Annotated in this window: 15 protein-coding genes; 14 read left to right on the forward strand and 1 reads right to left on the reverse strand. The window is 61.6% G+C overall.

The window, feature by feature from the left end:
- Positions 1–402: 402 nt before the first annotated feature.
- The 10 genes from MWN76_RS02770 to MWN76_RS02815 all read left to right on the forward strand — a co-directional run bounded on the left by MWN76_RS02770 (position 403) and on the right by MWN76_RS02815 (position 11,824).
- The gene (locus MWN76_RS02770; protein ID WP_250459139.1) at positions 403–2,388 is read left to right on the forward strand and encodes a hypothetical protein; all 1,986 of its coding nucleotides are present in this window, start codon (positions 403–405) and stop codon (positions 2,386–2,388) included.
- Entirely contained in the window at positions 2,389–2,940 is a 552-nt protein-coding gene (locus MWN76_RS02775; protein WP_250459140.1) for a hypothetical protein, read from the forward strand.
- A gap of 160 nt (positions 2,941–3,100) precedes the next feature.
- Entirely contained in the window at positions 3,101–3,616 is a 516-nt protein-coding gene (locus tag MWN76_RS02780; RefSeq protein ID WP_250459142.1) for a DUF1411 domain-containing protein, read from the forward strand.
- Positions 3,617–3,744: 128 nt separating this feature from the next.
- A complete protein-coding gene (locus MWN76_RS02785; RefSeq protein ID WP_250459144.1) occupies positions 3,745–4,137 on the forward strand; it encodes a hypothetical protein in 393 nt (130 codons plus the stop codon).
- Positions 4,138–4,299: 162 nt separating this feature from the next.
- The gene (locus tag MWN76_RS02790) at positions 4,300–6,081 is read left to right on the forward strand and encodes a trans-sulfuration enzyme family protein (protein ID WP_250459146.1); all 1,782 of its coding nucleotides are present in this window, start codon (positions 4,300–4,302) and stop codon (positions 6,079–6,081) included.
- A 118-nt stretch (positions 6,082–6,199) separates the two neighbouring features.
- Positions 6,200–7,513, forward strand: coding sequence for a S1C family serine protease (locus tag MWN76_RS02795; RefSeq protein ID WP_250459148.1), 1,314 nt, complete (start codon positions 6,200–6,202; stop codon positions 7,511–7,513).
- Positions 7,504–8,604, forward strand: a complete 1,101-nt coding sequence (locus MWN76_RS02800; protein WP_250459150.1) for an FHA domain-containing protein — start codon at positions 7,504–7,506, stop codon at positions 8,602–8,604. Before MWN76_RS02795 ends, MWN76_RS02800 begins: the two co-directional genes overlap by 10 nt.
- Entirely contained in the window at positions 8,601–9,668 is a 1,068-nt protein-coding gene (hisC, locus tag MWN76_RS02805) for a histidinol-phosphate transaminase (RefSeq protein ID WP_250459152.1), read from the forward strand. Before MWN76_RS02800 ends, hisC begins: the two co-directional genes overlap by 4 nt.
- Before the next feature lie 134 nt (positions 9,669–9,802).
- Complete coding sequence (mepA, locus tag MWN76_RS02810) at positions 9,803–10,738, forward strand: penicillin-insensitive murein endopeptidase (RefSeq protein ID WP_250459154.1); 936 nt, start codon at positions 9,803–9,805, stop codon at positions 10,736–10,738.
- A 60-nt stretch (positions 10,739–10,798) separates the two neighbouring features.
- A complete protein-coding gene (locus MWN76_RS02815) occupies positions 10,799–11,824 on the forward strand; it encodes a D-alanine--D-alanine ligase (protein ID WP_250459156.1) in 1,026 nt (341 codons plus the stop codon).
- 167 nt (positions 11,825–11,991) lie between these two features.
- On the opposite strand, the gene MWN76_RS02820 is transcribed toward MWN76_RS02815, so the two are convergent.
- On the reverse strand, positions 11,992–12,564 hold the full coding sequence (locus tag MWN76_RS02820) for an HNH endonuclease (RefSeq protein ID WP_250459158.1): 573 nt from the start codon (positions 12,562–12,564) through the stop codon (positions 11,992–11,994).
- Between the two features lie 701 nt (positions 12,565–13,265).
- Between MWN76_RS02820 and MWN76_RS02825 the strand changes: the two genes are divergently transcribed.
- The 4 genes from MWN76_RS02825 to dxs all read left to right on the forward strand — a co-directional run bounded on the left by MWN76_RS02825 (position 13,266) and on the right by dxs (position 17,998).
- Positions 13,266–14,774, forward strand: coding sequence for a PQQ-dependent sugar dehydrogenase (locus MWN76_RS02825; protein ID WP_250459160.1), 1,509 nt, complete (start codon positions 13,266–13,268; stop codon positions 14,772–14,774).
- Positions 14,775–14,804: 30 nt separating this feature from the next.
- Entirely contained in the window at positions 14,805–15,053 is a 249-nt protein-coding gene (xseB, locus tag MWN76_RS02830; RefSeq protein ID WP_250459162.1) for an exodeoxyribonuclease VII small subunit, read from the forward strand.
- Between the two features lie 18 nt (positions 15,054–15,071).
- On the forward strand, positions 15,072–15,965 hold the full coding sequence (locus MWN76_RS02835; RefSeq protein ID WP_250459164.1) for a polyprenyl synthetase family protein: 894 nt from the start codon (positions 15,072–15,074) through the stop codon (positions 15,963–15,965).
- A 107-nt stretch (positions 15,966–16,072) separates the two neighbouring features.
- A complete protein-coding gene (gene dxs, locus MWN76_RS02840; RefSeq protein ID WP_250459165.1) occupies positions 16,073–17,998 on the forward strand; it encodes a 1-deoxy-D-xylulose-5-phosphate synthase in 1,926 nt (641 codons plus the stop codon).

Consider the following 17,998-nt stretch of genomic DNA (forward strand, 5'->3'; position numbering starts at 1 on the left):
TCCCTGCCCCGGTCAAGCCCTTCCCCAAATCCCGGCCTACTAGGCTCTGTGTATGCCGGGCCCGGCTTGACAATTCAGCTTGCGCTGAATGGGTATCCATCCCACGCTGCGCCGCAGAGCGCAGAGATCCGGTCCTTCGGATTCGGCCGTCGAGGAGTGCCTGTCCATAGGCGGCGTGAAGTCAAATCCCGCTGTCGTTCACTGCCCCTCAACGATGTGCGCTACTTTACGGATCGGGCGATTACAGGTCGATCACATGCCATTACACCAAATTACAGCCAGGCCGCCCGGCACTCTCGCCAATAAGGAAGTGACAGAGTGCCGAAAACGATAACTCTTCACTTGATCTGGCCACCGGATTATTCATAGCATTTGTCTTTTAGACACAGACAAGACAGGGATATGTTTCACTTCGACCTTACGGATGAGGCCGGCAACTGCTACCGCCTTTCCCCCGGCTCGCGGCTGCCGATCGACGGCAGTATCGCCACCCACCCCGCCCAGGCCGACGCACTGCTGTACCAGATAGAGCAGCGCCAGTTGCTGGATGCCCGGGAGCACTTCTATACCACCGGCAATTTCCACCTGCTGGAGACTTGGCGGCAGCAGCGCCTCGACAACCGGCGCCCACCCCTGTGCCCGCGGGAAGACCTGCTCCAGGCCCTGTGCCACGGCGAGCTCGCCATTGTCGGCATCGATTCCAGCGGGCCCGCCGGGGCAGACAGTGCGGAGGGGGACCGCCGCAATCTGCTGAGGGTCGAGATACGCCGGGCCCTGGCGCAGATCATCGCCGGGGAGCGGGCCGAAGCCGCACAGCACGCGCGCCTGCTGGCCCGGGAATCCACCGGCGGCCGCGCCCTGATCTATACCGGCGCCTTCTTCAACGGCCTCTGGAATGCCGGCGCGGACCTGGCGCAGTGGCTCAAGGAGGTCAACGACGTCGTCAACCCGGTACAGCGCAGCCTCCGCGCCATGCACTCCAGCTACCGCGCCCTGCAGCGCAGCCGCCGGGACGGCGACAATATCGTCGCGGCCTATACGGAGGAGCACCTCAAGGCCGAGAAGCGGGAACTGGTGGAAGCCTTGGGCTTCGATCCCAGCGCCATCACCGCGGAGCAACTGGACCGGGCCATGGAAGTGGCCGACCTGATCTGGGACGACCCCGCCCTGCGCGCGGACATCACCCGCTTCGCCCGCGACTACGCCAGCGCACAGCACGCCCTGGAGATCACCGAAATCTCCGGCGGCGCCGCCTTCGAAGTCCTGTTCACCCTGATCCTGGCCGCCATCACCGCCGGAGCCGGCCTGGCAGCCAGCGCCGCCAGCCAGGCGCGGCATTTGGCGAAGTTCCGCAGGGTCGGGGATCTGTTGATGGAGTTTGCGGAGCAGGCCCGCAGGGCCAAGCTCGCCCGGGAACGCAGTAATGGAGGGGGTGAGGCGGCCAGCTTCGACGATTTCGAAAGCCTCGGCGAGGTTGAACCAGCCCAACAGAGTGCGCCCGCACCAACCCCGCGAAAAGAGAGGACGGCGACAAGGGGCCGAACCGATTTCAGCCAACGCAAAGGTGTTCCACCCAGTTCATTGGACGACGCCGTCAATCGCCTGAACTCCATGGCCGATGAGATTGCCAGAAACGGTTACCAGCCAAAGTACACCGACGCAGAACTCCAGGCTCTGGCTGATTCCGGGGACGTATCCAATGAACGCTATCATGTACGCTTTATGGAAAGCCGCTACCTGACATTCAATGGAGAACCCGGCATGCTTGGAGCTCCAATGCAAGGCACCAGTGGCAACGGCGCCAAGTACTGGTCCACGACCTTCGACCAGTTGGAGGACGCCGACACAGACAGCCGCCTGATCGCTGAAAAGCTGGGACTGGATTACGATCCCGATACCGAGTACGCCCTGGTCGTAATCGACACAGAGAAGGCAACACCACTAACCGGTGTCAAGAGTGTGCCGGCGACCTTTGACAAGGTCGGTGAATTTGCCAATCGGGAACTGCCTGATGAATTTCCTGCAGAATTTACTGAAACAGCAATGACACCTGAGTTCCAAGCGGAATATTCAAATCATTATCAAGCGGCATTGGATGCTGGTTATCTTGATAGTTCATGGTCTACAGAGCGGGATGACTTTGGCAACTATCTATCAACTACCGACGTTCCCAGCAGCGAGCAAAAGCAGATGCTCCAGCGTATGTATATGCAGCAAAGAATAGGCAACAACCAATACTACGAAGGTAATGGTCTAACTAGGGATAAAATAAGTGGCTCCAGCAATCAGTTTGGTGCAGTGGAAACATTGAATTTCGAACGCAAACCGGTAAATTTACAACAACTGGAAGACGCCGGTGCCATCTCCTATGTATCCAAGGGGTTTTAAATGAGCTGGAAACCAAAAGCTAAATACCCTCTGAAAAACCCTCTAACCAAAATAGAGCATCACGAGAAACTGCCTTATGAAGTAAAAGAGCTAGCTCGAATAACCGATCCCAATGATGGGGATACCGTAGCATTTGTTCGGCAGGGAAAACATCTCAGTATACTGGAAGCTTCCAGCAGAAAACTTCGAGATGGCAGTCCATATTATAGATGTTCACAAAGTGACTTTCCTTTGGGCGTATTACCCTGGTTTTCAATTTCTCTCAATGAATTCCGAAAATCTCCTGCTAAAGGAGGGCTGCATGTCGGAGCCATGACCAGCGCCGATGAAAATGTAGAAGGAGAAATGCTTTGTATCCAGAGAGCCATGGATGCGGGAAACCGCCAGCAGGGATACATCATCATGAATAGATCAAGAAATGATCACAGCGATATATGGAAAGACAGCTATCATCCGCAGGAGATCGTGTTTGCGGAAAACTTTCTTTTCGAAGGTGGCCTGCTGGATTTAATTGAGACCCTGGGCAATAAATATCTCCGAGGAGAGCTATAGCATTCACGCCGTAGCTTTCTGATACTACAAAAAATCTTAACCAAAAATTTTACTAGCACTTTAAAACACTGAACAAAAATGTTATTCCTTGAAATTCGTGACAACTTCAACAAGACAGGAAAACCGACATTGCCATCACGATTTATACAAAGTTATCATAATGGAAGAAAACCTCTTTAAAACCTCTCTATCAAAAAATGAAACTGCCCTCTTCTTTGCAGGAAAAGGAGAATATTACTGCAGAAACCGAGAAGATTATAGCCATGCATATGTAACACACATGACTGGATGGGTAGCCAATTATATAGGCAACGACTTGAGCAAGCTCAACATCGTCATTAAGGAGTTATCAGAATTTTTGAATGATAATGCATGCAAGCCAACGCTCTTATTTTCAATAAATATGAACCTGCTAGGCTTATCAAGGCTTCTTAAAGACAGGCCGCATGCTGTCGAATCCATAGACAAGAAGCTATTTGAAAAATTTTTATCAGTGGCATTCAATTACTATACATCTCTACCTCCTGACTCTACCAACAGAAAAATACAAGAAAAAATAATAGCCTCCATAAATGAAAACGGCTTCAACGAATTATCCAAAACAATGAGTAAGGCATTAATGCGATATAGTTGCCAGTCCGCCTCCCCCCTGAAAATGGACCATAATTACAACTGATAACAAACACAAAAATACTGAAAATCAAATACCGGACAACTATCCAGACACGTGAACCAAGGCAACGGTTAAAGCACCTCCCAGTTCGAAACTTGGAAAGAAAAAAACGGAATGGCAGGAGCAGTCAGATGAAAATTCCGGCCGACAGAATAGAGGAAATCGGCCACCTGATTCTGCAATGCGATGACATCGCCGACAGCCAGTGGCACACCCTTTCTTTCGTCTTTGATATAACGGATGGCGCAATATCAAATTCCGGATTTCTTTATAAAGGTGAAAAGGTAACACCAGTTATTGCGGAAATAGAAGAGCATCCTCTGTTACTGGACGACACTATTCTTGACTTGAGAAAAGAAATTGCCGAAAAGAATGGCCACAAGTTCTTCCAGTTTCTGATCCAACTGGAAAAGGAGACGGGAAGAATCAAGGTAGATTTGGAATTTGACAACCCGGACCGCTGGAAAATCACACCGGGCAAGCTGAAGGAAATCCGCGAGACACTGCGCCCCAACTTTACCTGAACACTACCAATACTTCCCCGTCCGGGTATTTGACATGGGGCACCCCTGCCCCGAACCTCCCCTAAGGCCGCGTTGCCCCGGCAATCTGCCAACACATCCCCTCCCATCCCAAAGCCTGCTACAGTCAAACGATAACAATAAGCAGCAATTGATGAGGACAACATGGAACCCGGCCTGGAAGACGCCAGAATACTCTCGCCCTGTCGCAATACCACGTCCGCCACCAGTGTGGAGGCGCTGGCGCGGGAGCAGCTGGCGCATTTCAATATCTCGCCGGACAGCGGCCACGGCCGCCTGCTGCTGGAAATCGCGCAGCAGCTCTACCGGGCCCAGGGCGGTATCGGCGAGCTCTGGGCGCAGAGCGCGGCGCTGCTGGCGGAGATGGATCGCGATGACAGGGTCGCCTACTTCAACGCCAAGCGCTTTGTGAGCTTTCAGCTGGCCAAGCTGCTTCACAACCTGCAGAACCCGCTGCGCGCCAGCTTCGAGAGCCTGCAGGGCGAGGATTTCAACGCGGCCACCCGCGGCGGTTACCCGCTGTTCGACAATATCCCGGCCATCTTTTCCGCCACACCGGTGATCGCGCGCACCGCCACCTATATCTACGCCTGCACCGAGTGGATCGACGACGCCTTTCGCGGCCGCGAGCCGAGCCACGATATCTACTCGCGGCTGCTGAACCCCACCTCCATCTCACTGGCCAATGCGATGGTGGAGCTGGAGTGCGGCCCCGGCGCCGGCGACTATATGGCCTGGAATTTCAATTCCGGTATGGCGGCCATCGATGCGCTGCTGGCCAACCAGCTGAAGCGCGGCGATATCCTGGTCGTGTCGCGCAATGTCTACGGCGGCGTGCACCAGTTGCTGCAGGATTTCTACGCCCGCGAGGACCGGCTGGCGATTCAACTGGTGTGGTTCGACGGCACCGGCGGCGGGGAATTCGAGCAGCTACTGGCGCGCACGCATACGGACTGCGCAGCGGCGCTGGCGGGCGGTGCGCAGATGCACGTCTATATCGAGTCTCCCTGCAATCCCCACGGTATCCTGCTGGACGTACCGGCCATCTGTTCGATCGCACACCGCCACGGCCTGCGCGTGACCCTGGACTCGACCCTCGCCACGCCCTTCCTGCAACAGCCACTGCGGCGCCGGGACCGCGCCGAGCGGCCGGATTTCGTGGTGCATTCCTACACCAAGGATATCGGCGGTATCGGCGCCGCCACCGCCGGCGTGGTGATCGGCGAGAACCACCGCCTGTTTATTCCCAAGGGCGACAGCGCCGGTGGGCTGGAGTGGCACCAGTGCCTGTTCTGGGATGTGTACTATATCAAGGGCGCTTTCCTGGATGCCGACAAGGCCTGGGAGGTGCAGGCCGGCATGCGCACACTGGAGATGCGCATGCTGGCCAAGTGCATCAATACGTTGTGCCTGAGCCACTTTTTCGCCAGCCATCCGCAGATCCGCGTCAACAGCCACGCGCTGGCGGCACACGGCAACAGCGCCCTGCGGGAAAAACTGCTGCGGCACGGGTTGCCGGTACCGCTGTTCAGTATCGACATGGAAGCGGCCGAGTTGCCCACGCAGGCCTTCAAGCGCTTTTTCGACGCGCTGGAACCGGCCTTCGGGCAGATGGTGAGCCTCGGGCAGACCAACACCATGGTGCTCTGCCCGGCACTGACCTCGCACTCGGAACTGTCGCCGGAAGCACAGCGCGCCGCCGATATACACCCGACCACCATCCGCATTTCCGTGGGTGACGAGCATATGGCGCAGCTGGCCGCCCATGTACTCTGCTGTGCGCGCCTGCATCTGGATCCCGTGTGCCCCGGCTTCAGTGACGGCTTTATGGCCGCCAGTGATATCGATGCACTGTTTGCGCGATTTTATACCGAAGTGCACGGAAAGGTGGCCGAGGCTTTCCCGCGGGTGATGGATTATCTTTGATCCCCGGCCCCTCTCCCGCAAAGGGGAAGATCCCTGTTCCGCCCCGCGGCGGCGCTTGTTGCACTACCCTTTATCCCGTAACATCCACTGTCTTCTGCCCATAATTTAATCAAACAAGATGTCGATACTTCCCCTACGCATGCTGGCCCTGTTGTTGTGCTGTTTTTCCGGATTTGCGTTTTCCATCCCGGTTGCGGCGCAGGGTTACGAGCAGCTTTACAGCGATTACCGCGGCAGCCTCTACCAGATCCGGTTGATCGAAAAATCCTCCAATTCCAAGGCCGGGCTGGGTTCCGGCTTCCAGATTTCCGCAGACGGGCTGATCGCCACCAACTACCACGTGGTGGCCGAGGCGGTGAGCGATCCGGAAAAATACCAGCTGGAATTCCTGTCCGTGGACGGCAACAAGGGCACCCTGGAGTTGCTGGATATCGATGTGGTCAACGACCTGGCGATACTGCGCCAGGACAAGCCCGGCGCCGAGTATATGCAGCTGTCCGGCACCACCCCCAGGAAGGGCGAGACCATCGTCTCCATGGGCAACCCGCTGGACCTGGGCATGACGCTGATTCCCGGCACCTACAACGGTATCGCCAGCGGCAGCTTCTACGATCGCATCCACTTCTCCGGCTCCATCAACCCCGGCATGAGTGGCGGCCCCACCGTCAATACCAACGGCGAGGTGGTGGGCATCAATGTGGCCACCGCCGGCAACCAGGTGAGTTTCCTGGTGCCGGTGGACAAACTGGCGGCGCTGTACCGACACTTCCGCGACACCGGCAATCACGTCGACCTGCAGGACGTCACCCACCAGCAGCTGTTGAGGAACCAGGAGTCGATCATCGATACGGTGCTCGGCGCCGAGTGGAAGCCACGCTCCCTGGGCGAGGCCAAGGTGGTCGGCGAGATAGTGCCGGCAATCCAGTGCTGGGGGAACACCCAGGAACAGGACGACAACCCGGTAACGCGCATCGACAAGGGCTGTACCGGCCAGGACGTGGTCTACCTGTCGGAGAGTTTCAACACCGGCCGGGTGGAGTACGAGTTTTTCTGGCTGCAGGCGGAAGACCTGCAGACCACGCGCTTCTACAGCGCGTACGAACAGCAGATGAGCAGTTTCTACCCGGGCAATAGCGCCGGCGAGGACGACGTCACCAACTTCCGCTGCCGCCAGTCCTTCACCTCCCAGGAGCGCGGTGCCGACCCGGACAGCGAGCGGGCGGAGGGGGAATCGGACCCGATTATTGCCCGCACCAGCTACTGCGTGCGCCGCTATAAAAAATTCCCGGACCTGTACGATATTTTCTACCTGAGCCTGAGCGTGGACAAACGGGACCGCGCGCTGGTCAGCCACTTCACCCTGTCCGGGTTTACCCGCGAATCCGCCGCGGCCTTTACCGAGAAGTTCACAAGCGAGATCCAATGGCACTGATTATTGAAGAGCTGAACCGCGCCAATAAGGTGCTGGCCCGCTATCGCATGGAGGGCGACCGTTTCACCCTCGGGCGCGGCTATCACAACGATGTCATTGTCGAGGATATGCACGCGGATGCCGCGCACGCGGAGATCCTGCGCGGCGACGACGATTGCTACTACCTGCACGACCTGAACAGCGTCAACGGCACACAGCTGTTGCGCAATAACCGCGACAAGTCGGTCAAGGGCGCGGAAGTCGATGAGCGCATGGTCGAGTCCGGCGACGAGATACAGCTGGGCAAGACCCACTTTCGCCTCACCGACAGCGAGGCGGCGACGGCCCCGGCCGTGCCGCTGCACTCGGTGGAGGGCCTGTTCGAGCGCCTGGCGCATCCGGCGCTGGCCATCGCCCTGTTGCTGGCGGTCACGGCCGGCTTTGTCGTGGTGAGCTATTTCGGCAGCGCGGAAGAATACCAGTGGAATATCGCCCTCAACCTGATCGCCGGCACCGCGGTGGGGCTGCTGGTGTACGCCGCGGCCTGGGCCTTTATCGGCCGCGTGGTGCGCCACGAGACTCAGTTCTTCGCCCACCTGGCGATCGCCTCGCTGGCGGCGCTGGCTTACCTGGGCTGGGAGCGCATCAGCAGCCTGCTGGATTTCAACTACGCCCTCGGCGAGACGCTGCCGCTGATGAACTTCGCCGTGCTGGCGGTACTGCTGCCGGCAATGCTCTGGTGCGCCCTCTACCTGGCGACCAACATCACCCCGCGCTGGCGCTGGGGCGTCTCGCTGGCACTGCCCCTCGCCTTCCTGGGGCTGGAGCTGGCCGGACAGGTGGGCAGTATCCGCGAGTTCAGCGAGGTACCGGAGATATCCACCACCCTCAAGCACGACAGCCTGCTGTGGCGCCAGCCGGTGCCGATGGACCAGTTTATTGCCAGCTCGCCGGAGATGTTCGATATCCCGATTGAAGAGAAAGCGGACCAGGACGCCGGAGATGGAGAAGACGCGCCGCCGGCAGAGGAAGCGCCTGCAGCAGAGGAGGCGCCAGAGGCCGAAAAAGCGCAGCGCGACGGCCCGGCAAACACCACGGAGGCAACCTCTTGAGCAATCCATTCTGGAGCCCGGCACTGGCCGGGCTGGAACCCTATGTACCCGGCGAGCAGCCCCGCGGCCGCAAGCTGGTCAAGCTGAACACCAACGAAAACCCCTACCCGCCCTCGCCGCGGGCGATGGCGCTGCTGGCCGATACGGAACTGGCGGACGCCCTGCGCCGCTATCCCGACCCGGAGTCCGCGGACCTCTGCGCGGCCATTGCCGAGCACTACGGTGTCGACAGCGGGCAGGTCTTCGTCGGCAACGGCTCCGACGAGGTGCTGGCGCACAGTTTCTACAGTTTCTTCCGCCGCGACGAACCGCTGCTGTTCCCGGATGTCACCTACAGTTTCTACCCGGTCTACTGCCAGCTGTACGGTATCGACTATCGCACGCCGGCACTGCGGGACGATTTCAGCATCGACGTGCAGGACTACGCCGGCCCCGCCGCCGGAGTGATACTGCCGAACCCCAACGCCCCCAGCGGCCGCTGCCTGCCTCTGGCCAAGATCGAGCAACTGCTGCAACTGCAACCGGAACGGGTGGTGGCCATCGACGAGGCCTATATCGACTTCGGCGGTGACAGCGCCGTGGGCCTGGTGGCGCGCTACCCCAACCTGCTGGTGATCCGCACCCTGTCCAAGTCCCACGCGCTGGCGGGCCTGCGGCTGGGCTTCGCGATCGGCCAGCAGCACCTGATCGAGGGGCTGAATCGCACCAAGAACTCCTTCAACTCCTACCCTGTCGACAGCGTCGCCCAGCGCCTGGGCGCGGCGGCCATCGCCGATGGCGCCTACCTGGCGGAAAGCTGCGGCAAGGTGATCGCGACCCGCGAACGGGTCGCGGCGGCACTGCAGGCGCTGGATTTCGAGGTGGTGCCGTCCAGGGCCAACTTCCTGCTGGCAAGGCCCACGGCCGTGGATGCGGAAAGCCTCTACCTGGCGCTGCGCGAGCGGGGCATACTGGTGCGCTATTTCAACAAACCGCGCATCGCCGGCTACCTGCGTATTTCCATCGGCACCGACGGCGAGATGGACCAGCTGCTGGCCGCCTGCCGGGAGATCTGTTCGCCGTAAGGCACTTCACAGACACGGCGAAGTCAGATTCTATAATCTCTGCGGAGACACCGGGAAAACCGGCTGCCTGCGCTCCGCCCGGCGGGGCGCACGGCGCACCCTGCAACTTCAGACGCCGGAAACGCGTGCCAGGGGTGGCGCGAGTCAGAGGGGCCGGGGAGAGGAAGCCCGGCGAAACCCCGAAATTCAACAGCATCAAAGGCCCCATGCGCAACGCCATCACCGCGACACTGATCACCGGCGCCCTGCTCTTCTCCGGCAACGCCGCCGCCAATCCCTGGGAAGAGGTGCACAGCCCCTCCTCCCAGGCCTCCGCCAGTATCGGCAACTACACCAACGGCTGCCTCAGCGGCGCCGAGGAAATGCCGCTGCGCGGCGAGGGCTTCCAGCTGGTGCGCACCGGCCGCGACCGCCACTACGCCAACCCGGCCATGATCGAGTTCCTGAAGGATTTCTCCCGCGACGTGGCACGCCACGACCTGGGCCGGCTGCAGATCGGCGATATGTCCATGGCCCGCGGCGGCCCCTTTTCCTCCGGTCACAAAAGCCACCAGATGGGGCTGGATGTGGATATCTGGTACTCCCAGGACTGGCGCGCGCAGAAACGACCGCTGACCGAGTGGGAGCGCGACAACATCTCCGCCATTCCACTGGCGGACGAGCGCGACCACCGCCTGATCGAGGACAACTGGGATCCGAAGGTGCCCGGCATCCTGCGCCTGGCGGCCGAGGACGAGCGCGTCGAACGCATCTTCGTGCACCCCACCATCAAGCGCCGCATGTGCAAGATGGCCGGCGACGACAACGAGTGGCTGCGCAAGATTCGCCCCTGGTGGGGCCACAACTATCATTTCCATGTACGCCTGGCCTGCCCCGAGGGCGACAAGTACTGCAAACCCCAGCGGCCGGTGCGCAACCCGCCCTGCGGCGACGACCTGGACTGGTGGTTCAGCGACGAGTTCTACGCGCTGCTGAACGGCACGGCGCCGAAAAGCAGGAAACCGGAGCCGAAAAAACCGAAGCCGATGCCGGCCCAGTGCAAACGGGTGCTGGCCGCACCCGGGCAATAGCAGGGTGCGCCTCGCGTACCGAAGCAGAGCCGGCAGAAATACCAACGGACCACGATGAACATGAACGCCACAGTCCCCAGCTCCCAGCCCCCAGCCCCCATTCACGTCCTGCTGATCTGCGGCGGCGGCGGCAGCGAGCACGCAGTGTCCCTGCGCACCGCGGATTTTATCCAGCGCCACCTGGAAAAGGCCGGGGATCTGCAACTGGTCCGTGTGGAAATGGACGGCAACGGCCGCCTGACGGATACCGAAGGCAACGAACGGCGCCTGGGGCAAGACCGGCAACTGCGCGACGACAGTGGCGCCTGGGAAGTGCACTACGTGGTGCCGTCGATCCACGGCTACCCCGGCGAAACCGGCGACCTGCAGTCGCTGCTGGAGCTCTACGGCATTCCCTATTACGGCTGCGGCCCCGAAGCGAGCAAACTCTGCTTCAACAAGATCACCACCAAGCTGTGGCTGAGCGCACTGGGCATCGACAACACCCCCTACGAGTTTCTCTGCAACAACAGCGCCGAAGAACGCTCCAAGGCGGAAATGGCCCTGAAGGAATGGGGCGCCCTGTTCGTGAAGGCCTCCAACCAGGGCTCTTCGGTGGGCTGTTACAAGGTGACGACGCCGGAGGGATTGCACAGCGCCCTGGCCCGTGCTTTCGAGCTGTCGCCCTACGTGCTGGTGGAAAAGTGCCTGAAAGTGCGCGAGCTGGAAGTGGCGGCCTACACCTACGGCGGCGAACTGGTGACAACGCCGCCGGGCGAAGTCTGCGCCCCCGACGACACCTTCTACAGCTACGAGGAAAAATATGCCGAGGGCAGCCGCGCCGTCACCCATGTGGAGGCGCAGGGGCTCAGCGACGCGCAGCTGGGCTGGATCCGCGAGGCCTCGCGGCGCGCATTTATCGGCCTGCAGTTAAAAGACCTGTCGCGGATCGACTTCTTCCTGACCGACAGCGGCGATATCTACCTGAACGAGGTCAACACCTTTCCCGGCATGACCCCCATCTCGATGTTCCCGAAAATGCTGGAGAACGCCGGCCACGATTTTTCCCGTTACCTGGCCAGCCTGATTCGAGCGGCAGTGGGCTGAATTTGTAAACCTCCCGCTGCGGCAACACCATAAAGCGCGATCCACGTCTGACTATCAAGGTTACCCTCCGTTTTTCCACCTCACTCCAACTGTAGGAGCCTGCCCCGCAGGCGCGGGCCGGGGTCAACTCCGGGGCTTTCGCCTGCGGGGCAGGCTCCTACGTTTTTTCAGCAAAGCTGCAGCCAGCCCTCCTGCCGCCGGCGGGAAAACTGGCCGCGCAGGAATTCCATCTGGTCGCCGCGAATCCGCTCGCTGTTGATCAGCGCCAGGTACTCGGCGGCATTGGGGCAGAAGGGCAGCGCCAGCAGGTCCATTTCGATATCCTGCAGCAGCCGGTTGCCCTTGTGCTGGTTGCAGCGCCGGCAGGCGGTCACCACGTTCTCCCACACATCGCGGCCGCCTTTCGACACCGGGTGCACGTGGTCCCGGGTGAGTTCGCGGGCCGGGAAGGGGTTGCCGCAGTAGAGGCAGGTCTGGGCGTCGCGGAAAAACAGCGCGCGGTTGGTCAGCGGCGGCCGCCGGCGCGGGCGCGCCATGCGCTCGCCACCGCAGGCAATGATCGCCGCCAGGTCCAGCGCCGAGCGCTCGCCGTAGCGGTTGATACCACCGTGTACCCGCTGCACCACCCCGCCCAGCGACCAGGTGACCAGGTCGCGCACATAGAGGCAGGCCGCCTCCTGCCAGTTCAACCACTCCAGCGGCTGCCCCGCCAGGTTCAGACGCAGAATCCTCGCTTGCATCAGATTGCCTCCCCGCATACAAGTTGACGAGCGCCGACCGCTCTTTCCGGCAACGCCGTATATCGCCGGCGCAGACCGACAAAAAAGCCCCGCAGGCGTACCTGCGGGGCTCTGGTATCGAATTTCAGGGGTGAGAAGGGTATCGCCCGCCACTGAACTGGAGGCTGTGGGATAACGGGCGTGTCTGGCACTGGCTTACTGAATGCGTCACCCTCCGCCGGCCGGGAGAATTTATGGCCGTACTGACCTGATTAAAGCCGATAATTGTTTCAATTTCCAGACAGCGGGGATGCGCGAGCCCAGTGCAGTGGCGGAATAAGCCCGGGCTGAAGAATTATTTATTCAGTGAATTTTTCGGAGGGCAAATAAAACACCGCCCAGGCAATCCGGCCCGGGCGGTGCGTCTCACAGGATGGTGCCAATTTCCCTTTGGCGAGCGGCGCAATCCCTTTATCCCTTGCCGCTTAAGTGCAGTCCCTTATGCATCCTTGCAATTTCATTATGGCAACTGGCGAAAGAAAAAGTAGAGGCAATCGTCTGAAATTCTTGTGCGAGATATCTCACAAAGTTGCGATATATCTCACGCCGATGTGACTGCAAAGACGGGAGGCGGCCAATGTGATAAAACTGCGCCTGCGAATCGGAGAGCGACAACTATAGCCACTTTGTTTACAGGATCAATCGCCAACGTGAATCATCTGTTGAAATACACGCTTATTTTTTTCGCCGCTGTAGCTGCCGCCCTGTTCGCCGTCATCCAGTTCTTCCCCGGCGTCAGCATTCCCTGGCAACAACTGACCGGCGGCGCCAGTACCGATACTGAAACCGTCGACAGGCAACTGCAGGTGCCCGAGGGTTTTCGCGTAGAGCTCTTCGCCGACGACGTTGACAATGCGCGCTGGCTCGCCGTCACCCGCCGCGGCGACCTGCTTGTCTCGCAGCCCCGGCGCGGCCAGGTGAGCCTGCTCAGGGCCGATGGAAACGGCGACGGCCGCGCCGACCACAGGCGCGTACTGATCGACGGCCTGTCGCGCCCTCACGGCCTTTTCCTGCACGAGGACTGGCTCTACATCGCCGAGAGCAATGCCGTCGGCCGGGTGCCCTTCGATCACTCCGATGGCCGCCTCGCCGGCAGCTACCGGAAAATCGTCACCGGCCTCGCGGACAGCGGCAACCACTGGACCAAGACCATCGCCATGGGCCCCGATGGCTGGGTGTACCTGACCAGCGGTTCCAGTTGCAATGTCTGTATCGAGGAAGATCCGCGACGCGCCACCATGATGCGCTTCCGGCCCGACGGCAGCGATTTCGAAATCTTCGCCACCGGCCTGCGCAATGCCGTCGGCTTCGACTGGTCGCCGAAAAACGGCGCCCTCTACGCCACCGATAACGGCCGCGACTGGCTCGGCGACGACTTCCCGCCCTGTGAGCTGAACCGGGTGAAAGAAGGCGGTTTCTACGGCTGGCCCTACGCCAACGGCGACCGGGTGCCCGATCCGGATCTCGGGGTCGGCGCCGGCCCGGCGGTGCAACAGAAGATCGCCGATTCCATCCCGCCGGTGCACGACTTCCCGGCCCACAATGCGCCACTGGGCATCACCTTCCTGCGCAGCCCCGCCCAGCCGGCCCGCTACCGCGATGCCGCCCTGGTGGCGCTGCACGGCTCCTGGAACCGCAGCGTCAAGGATGGCTACAAAGTGGTGTCCCTGCACTGGGACAAACAGGGCAATATCCACCAGAGAGACTTCCTCCGGGGGTTCCTCGGGGAGAACAGGGAACAGGTATACGGCCGCCCGGTGGCCATCGCCGAGGATGCCGGTGGCAATATCTTTATCTCCGACGACTACGCCGGCGCCATTTACCGGGTTGCCAGCGGCGGCGACCGCCAGCGGGCCGCGGCAGCGACCAACGGCCAGGCCCCCGTGCAGGCACCGCGCAAGCCGCTGGCCATAGACAGCGGTGCGGCCCGGCGCGGCGAGGAGCTCTACCGCCGCTACGGCTGTGCCAAATGCCACGCCGAACAGATTCCACTGCGCGGACTGTCGAAGAGATACAGCCTGCAGACACTGGCGGACTACTTCGATACCCCGACGCCGCCGATGCCGAACTACGGATTCAGCGGCACCGAAAAACGCGCACTGGCGCACTACCTGATGTCCCTGGAAGCGGGAATATCATCCTCAATTGACCAGTTACCCGCCAGCGGCTAAGGTTGCGCGGCGATTGAGAGAGGCAATGCAATGGCAGCGAAAAAGAAAGCGGCAACCTTTGAACAGGCCCTGGAAGAACTGGAACAGCTGGTGGAGCGCCTGGAGGCCGGCGACCTGCCACTGGAGGAAGCCCTGTCGGATTTCGAGCGCGGCGTCAAACTGACACGCGAGTGCCAGCAGAAGCTGGCCAGTGCCGAGCAGAAGGTCAAGGTACTGATGGAGGAAAACGGCAGCATTCGCGAACTGCCCTTCGACGAAGACGGCGCGGAAGATGCCTGAGTGACCGCCGCAGACGCCATGTCCCCACAGCTGAGGGACGCCCTGCAGCAGGCCGCCGGGCGCGTGGAAGTGACGCTGCGACGGACGCTCGCCGAACCGGTACCGGGGGCCGACACCCTGTTTGCCGCCATGCGCTACGCCGCCCTGGGCCCCGGCAAACGCCTGCGCCCGGCGCTGGTCTACACCGCCGCCCGAACGCTGCGCAGCGATGCCTTCGACCCAGCCCACTGCGACGCCGCCGCGGCCGCACTGGAATGTATCCACGCCTATTCCCTGGTCCACGACGATCTGCCGGCAATGGACGACGACGACCTGCGCCGCGGCCACCCCACCTGCCATATCGCATTCGACGAGGCCAGCGCCATCCTGGCCGGCGACGCCCTGCAGACCCACGCCTTTGAACTGCTGCTGGCGAGCGATGCCGACAGCGACCTGAAACTGCGCCTGCTGGGCGAACTGGCGCAGGCGTCGGGCGCACGGGGCATGGTGGCCGGCCAGGCCATCGACCTGGCGGCCGTGGATCACAATCTCGACCCACCGCAACTGGAGGCCATGCACCGCCTCAAGACCGGCGCCCTGATCCGCGCCAGCGCCCGTATCGGCGCGCTGCTCGGCGGTGCGAACGCAATGCAGCTGGCAGCCGTCAGCGGCTACGCCGAGGCCATCGGCCTGGCCTTCCAGGTGCAGGACGACATCCTCGACGTGACCGCCGACACCGCCGTCCTGGGCAAGACCCAGGGTGCCGACGCGGCCCGCAACAAGCCCACCTATGTGTCCCTGCTGGGCCTGGACGGCGCGCGCGAGAAACTGGCGGGACTGCACCGGCAGGCACTGGACGCCCTGGCGCAGCTGGACGGTGATACAGAACTGCTGCGACAGTTGGCGGACTATATAGTCCGCCGCAGCCACTGAAGGGGATTCGGGCCAGGGGCGGGTCGCGTATCCCGCATTGGTTTTCTTCTCCCCGTCACAGGCATACAATCCCTTTTTCTACCGTTCAGTTGCATTTGATACATTTGATGTTCAACGAGATTCCACGCACACGCCCGCAGACCCCGCTGCTGGACGCCATCGACGACCCGGCGCAGCTGCGCGCCCTGGACGAGCGGCAACTGCCGGAACTGGCCGGTCAGTTGCGCGAATACCTGCTGTACTGCGTCGGCCAGACCGGCGGCCACTTCGGCGCCGGCCTGGGCGTGGTGGAGCTGACCCTCGCCCTGCACTACATCTACAACACCCCGGAAGACCGGCTGGTGTGGGATGTGGGCCACCAGACCTATCCGCACAAGATCCTGACCGGCCGCCGCGAGCAGATGCTGACCATGCGCCAGCAGGGCGGCCTGTCGGGCTTCCCCAAGCGCAGCGAGAGCCCCTACGACACCTTCGGTGTGGGCCATTCCAGTACCTCCATCAGCGCCGCACTGGGCATGGCCCTGGGCTCTGCCGCCGAGCGCAAGGTGGTGGCAGTGATCGGCGACGGCGCCATGACCGCGGGCATGGCCTTCGAGGCCCTGAACCACGCCGCCCACACCGGCAGGGATATGGTCGTGGTATTGAATGACAACCGTATGTCCATCGGCCGCAATGTCGGCGGCCTGGCCACCTATTTCGCCAAGATCCTGGCCAGCAAGACCTACCTGTCCATGCGCGAGGGCAGCCGCAAGATACTGTCGGCGATTCCCAAGGCCTGGGCGCTGGCGCGGCGCACCGAGGAACACGTCAAGGGCATGATCACTCCCGGCACCCTGTTCGAGGAGCTGGGTTTCAACTACGTGGGTCCCATCGACGGTCACAATGTCCACGACCTGGTGCATACGCTGCGCAACCTGCGCAACCAGCGCGGCCCGCAGCTGTTGCATATCGTCACCACCAAGGGCAAGGGCTTCGGCCCCGCCGAGGAAGACCCGGTGGGCTACCACGCACTGAACAAGCTGGAACCGGAACCCAAGGTACAGGTGGCTGCGCCCGCGGAGAAAAAGCCGGGCAAGAAGGGCCCCAAATACCAGGAAGTGTTCGGCCAGTGGCTCTGCGACCTGGCCGGGCGCGACGACAGGCTGATCGGCATCACCCCCGCCATGTGCGAGGGCTCCGGCATGGTAGAGTTCGCCAGGCGCTTCCCGGAACGCTTCCACGACGTGGCCATCGCCGAGCAGCACTCGGTGACCCTGGCCGCCGGCCTCGCCTGCGAGGGCCAAAAACCGGTGGTGGCCATCTACTCCACCTTCCTGCAGCGCGGCTACGACCAGTTGGTGCACGATGTGGCCATCCAGAACCTGGATGTCACCTTCGCCATCGACCGCGCCGGCCTGGTGGGCGAGGACGGCCAGACCCACGCCGGCAGTTTCGACCTGACCTACATGCGCTGCCTGCCCAATATGATCATCGCCGCGCCCAGCGACGAAAACGAGTGCCGCCAGTTGCTCTATACCGCCTACCAGCACAGCGGGCCCTCCGCAGTGCGCTATCCGCGCGGTACCGGTCCGGGCGTCGAGATCGCGGCGGAGATGACCGAACTGCCAATCGGCGAGGGCCGCATCCTGCGCGAGGGCAGCCGGGTGGCGATCCTGAATTTCGGCACCCTGCTGGCGCCGGCGCTGGAGGCGGCGTCGAGCCTCGGCGCCACCGTCGCCGATATGCGCTGGGTCAAGCCGCTGGACGAGAAGCTGGTCGAGGAGCTGGCGGCAAACCACCAGCTGCTGGTCACGCTTGAGGAAAACACCGTTGCCGGCGGCGCCGGCAGCGCGGTGATGGAATACCTGAACGGCGTCGGCACACCGGTGCCGATGCTGCAATTGGGTCTGCCGGACAGGACCCTAGAACACGGCAAACACAAGGACCTGCTCGCCGGTGTCGGCCTCGACGCCGCCGGTATCGAAGAACAGATAGCGCGCCGCCTGGAACTGCTGGACGGCAAGCGCTACAAGGGGCAGGCCGCCGCCTTCTGA

The organism is Microbulbifer litoralis (assembly GCF_023634065.1).
GTDB lineage: Bacteria > Pseudomonadota > Gammaproteobacteria > Pseudomonadales > Cellvibrionaceae > Microbulbifer > Microbulbifer litoralis.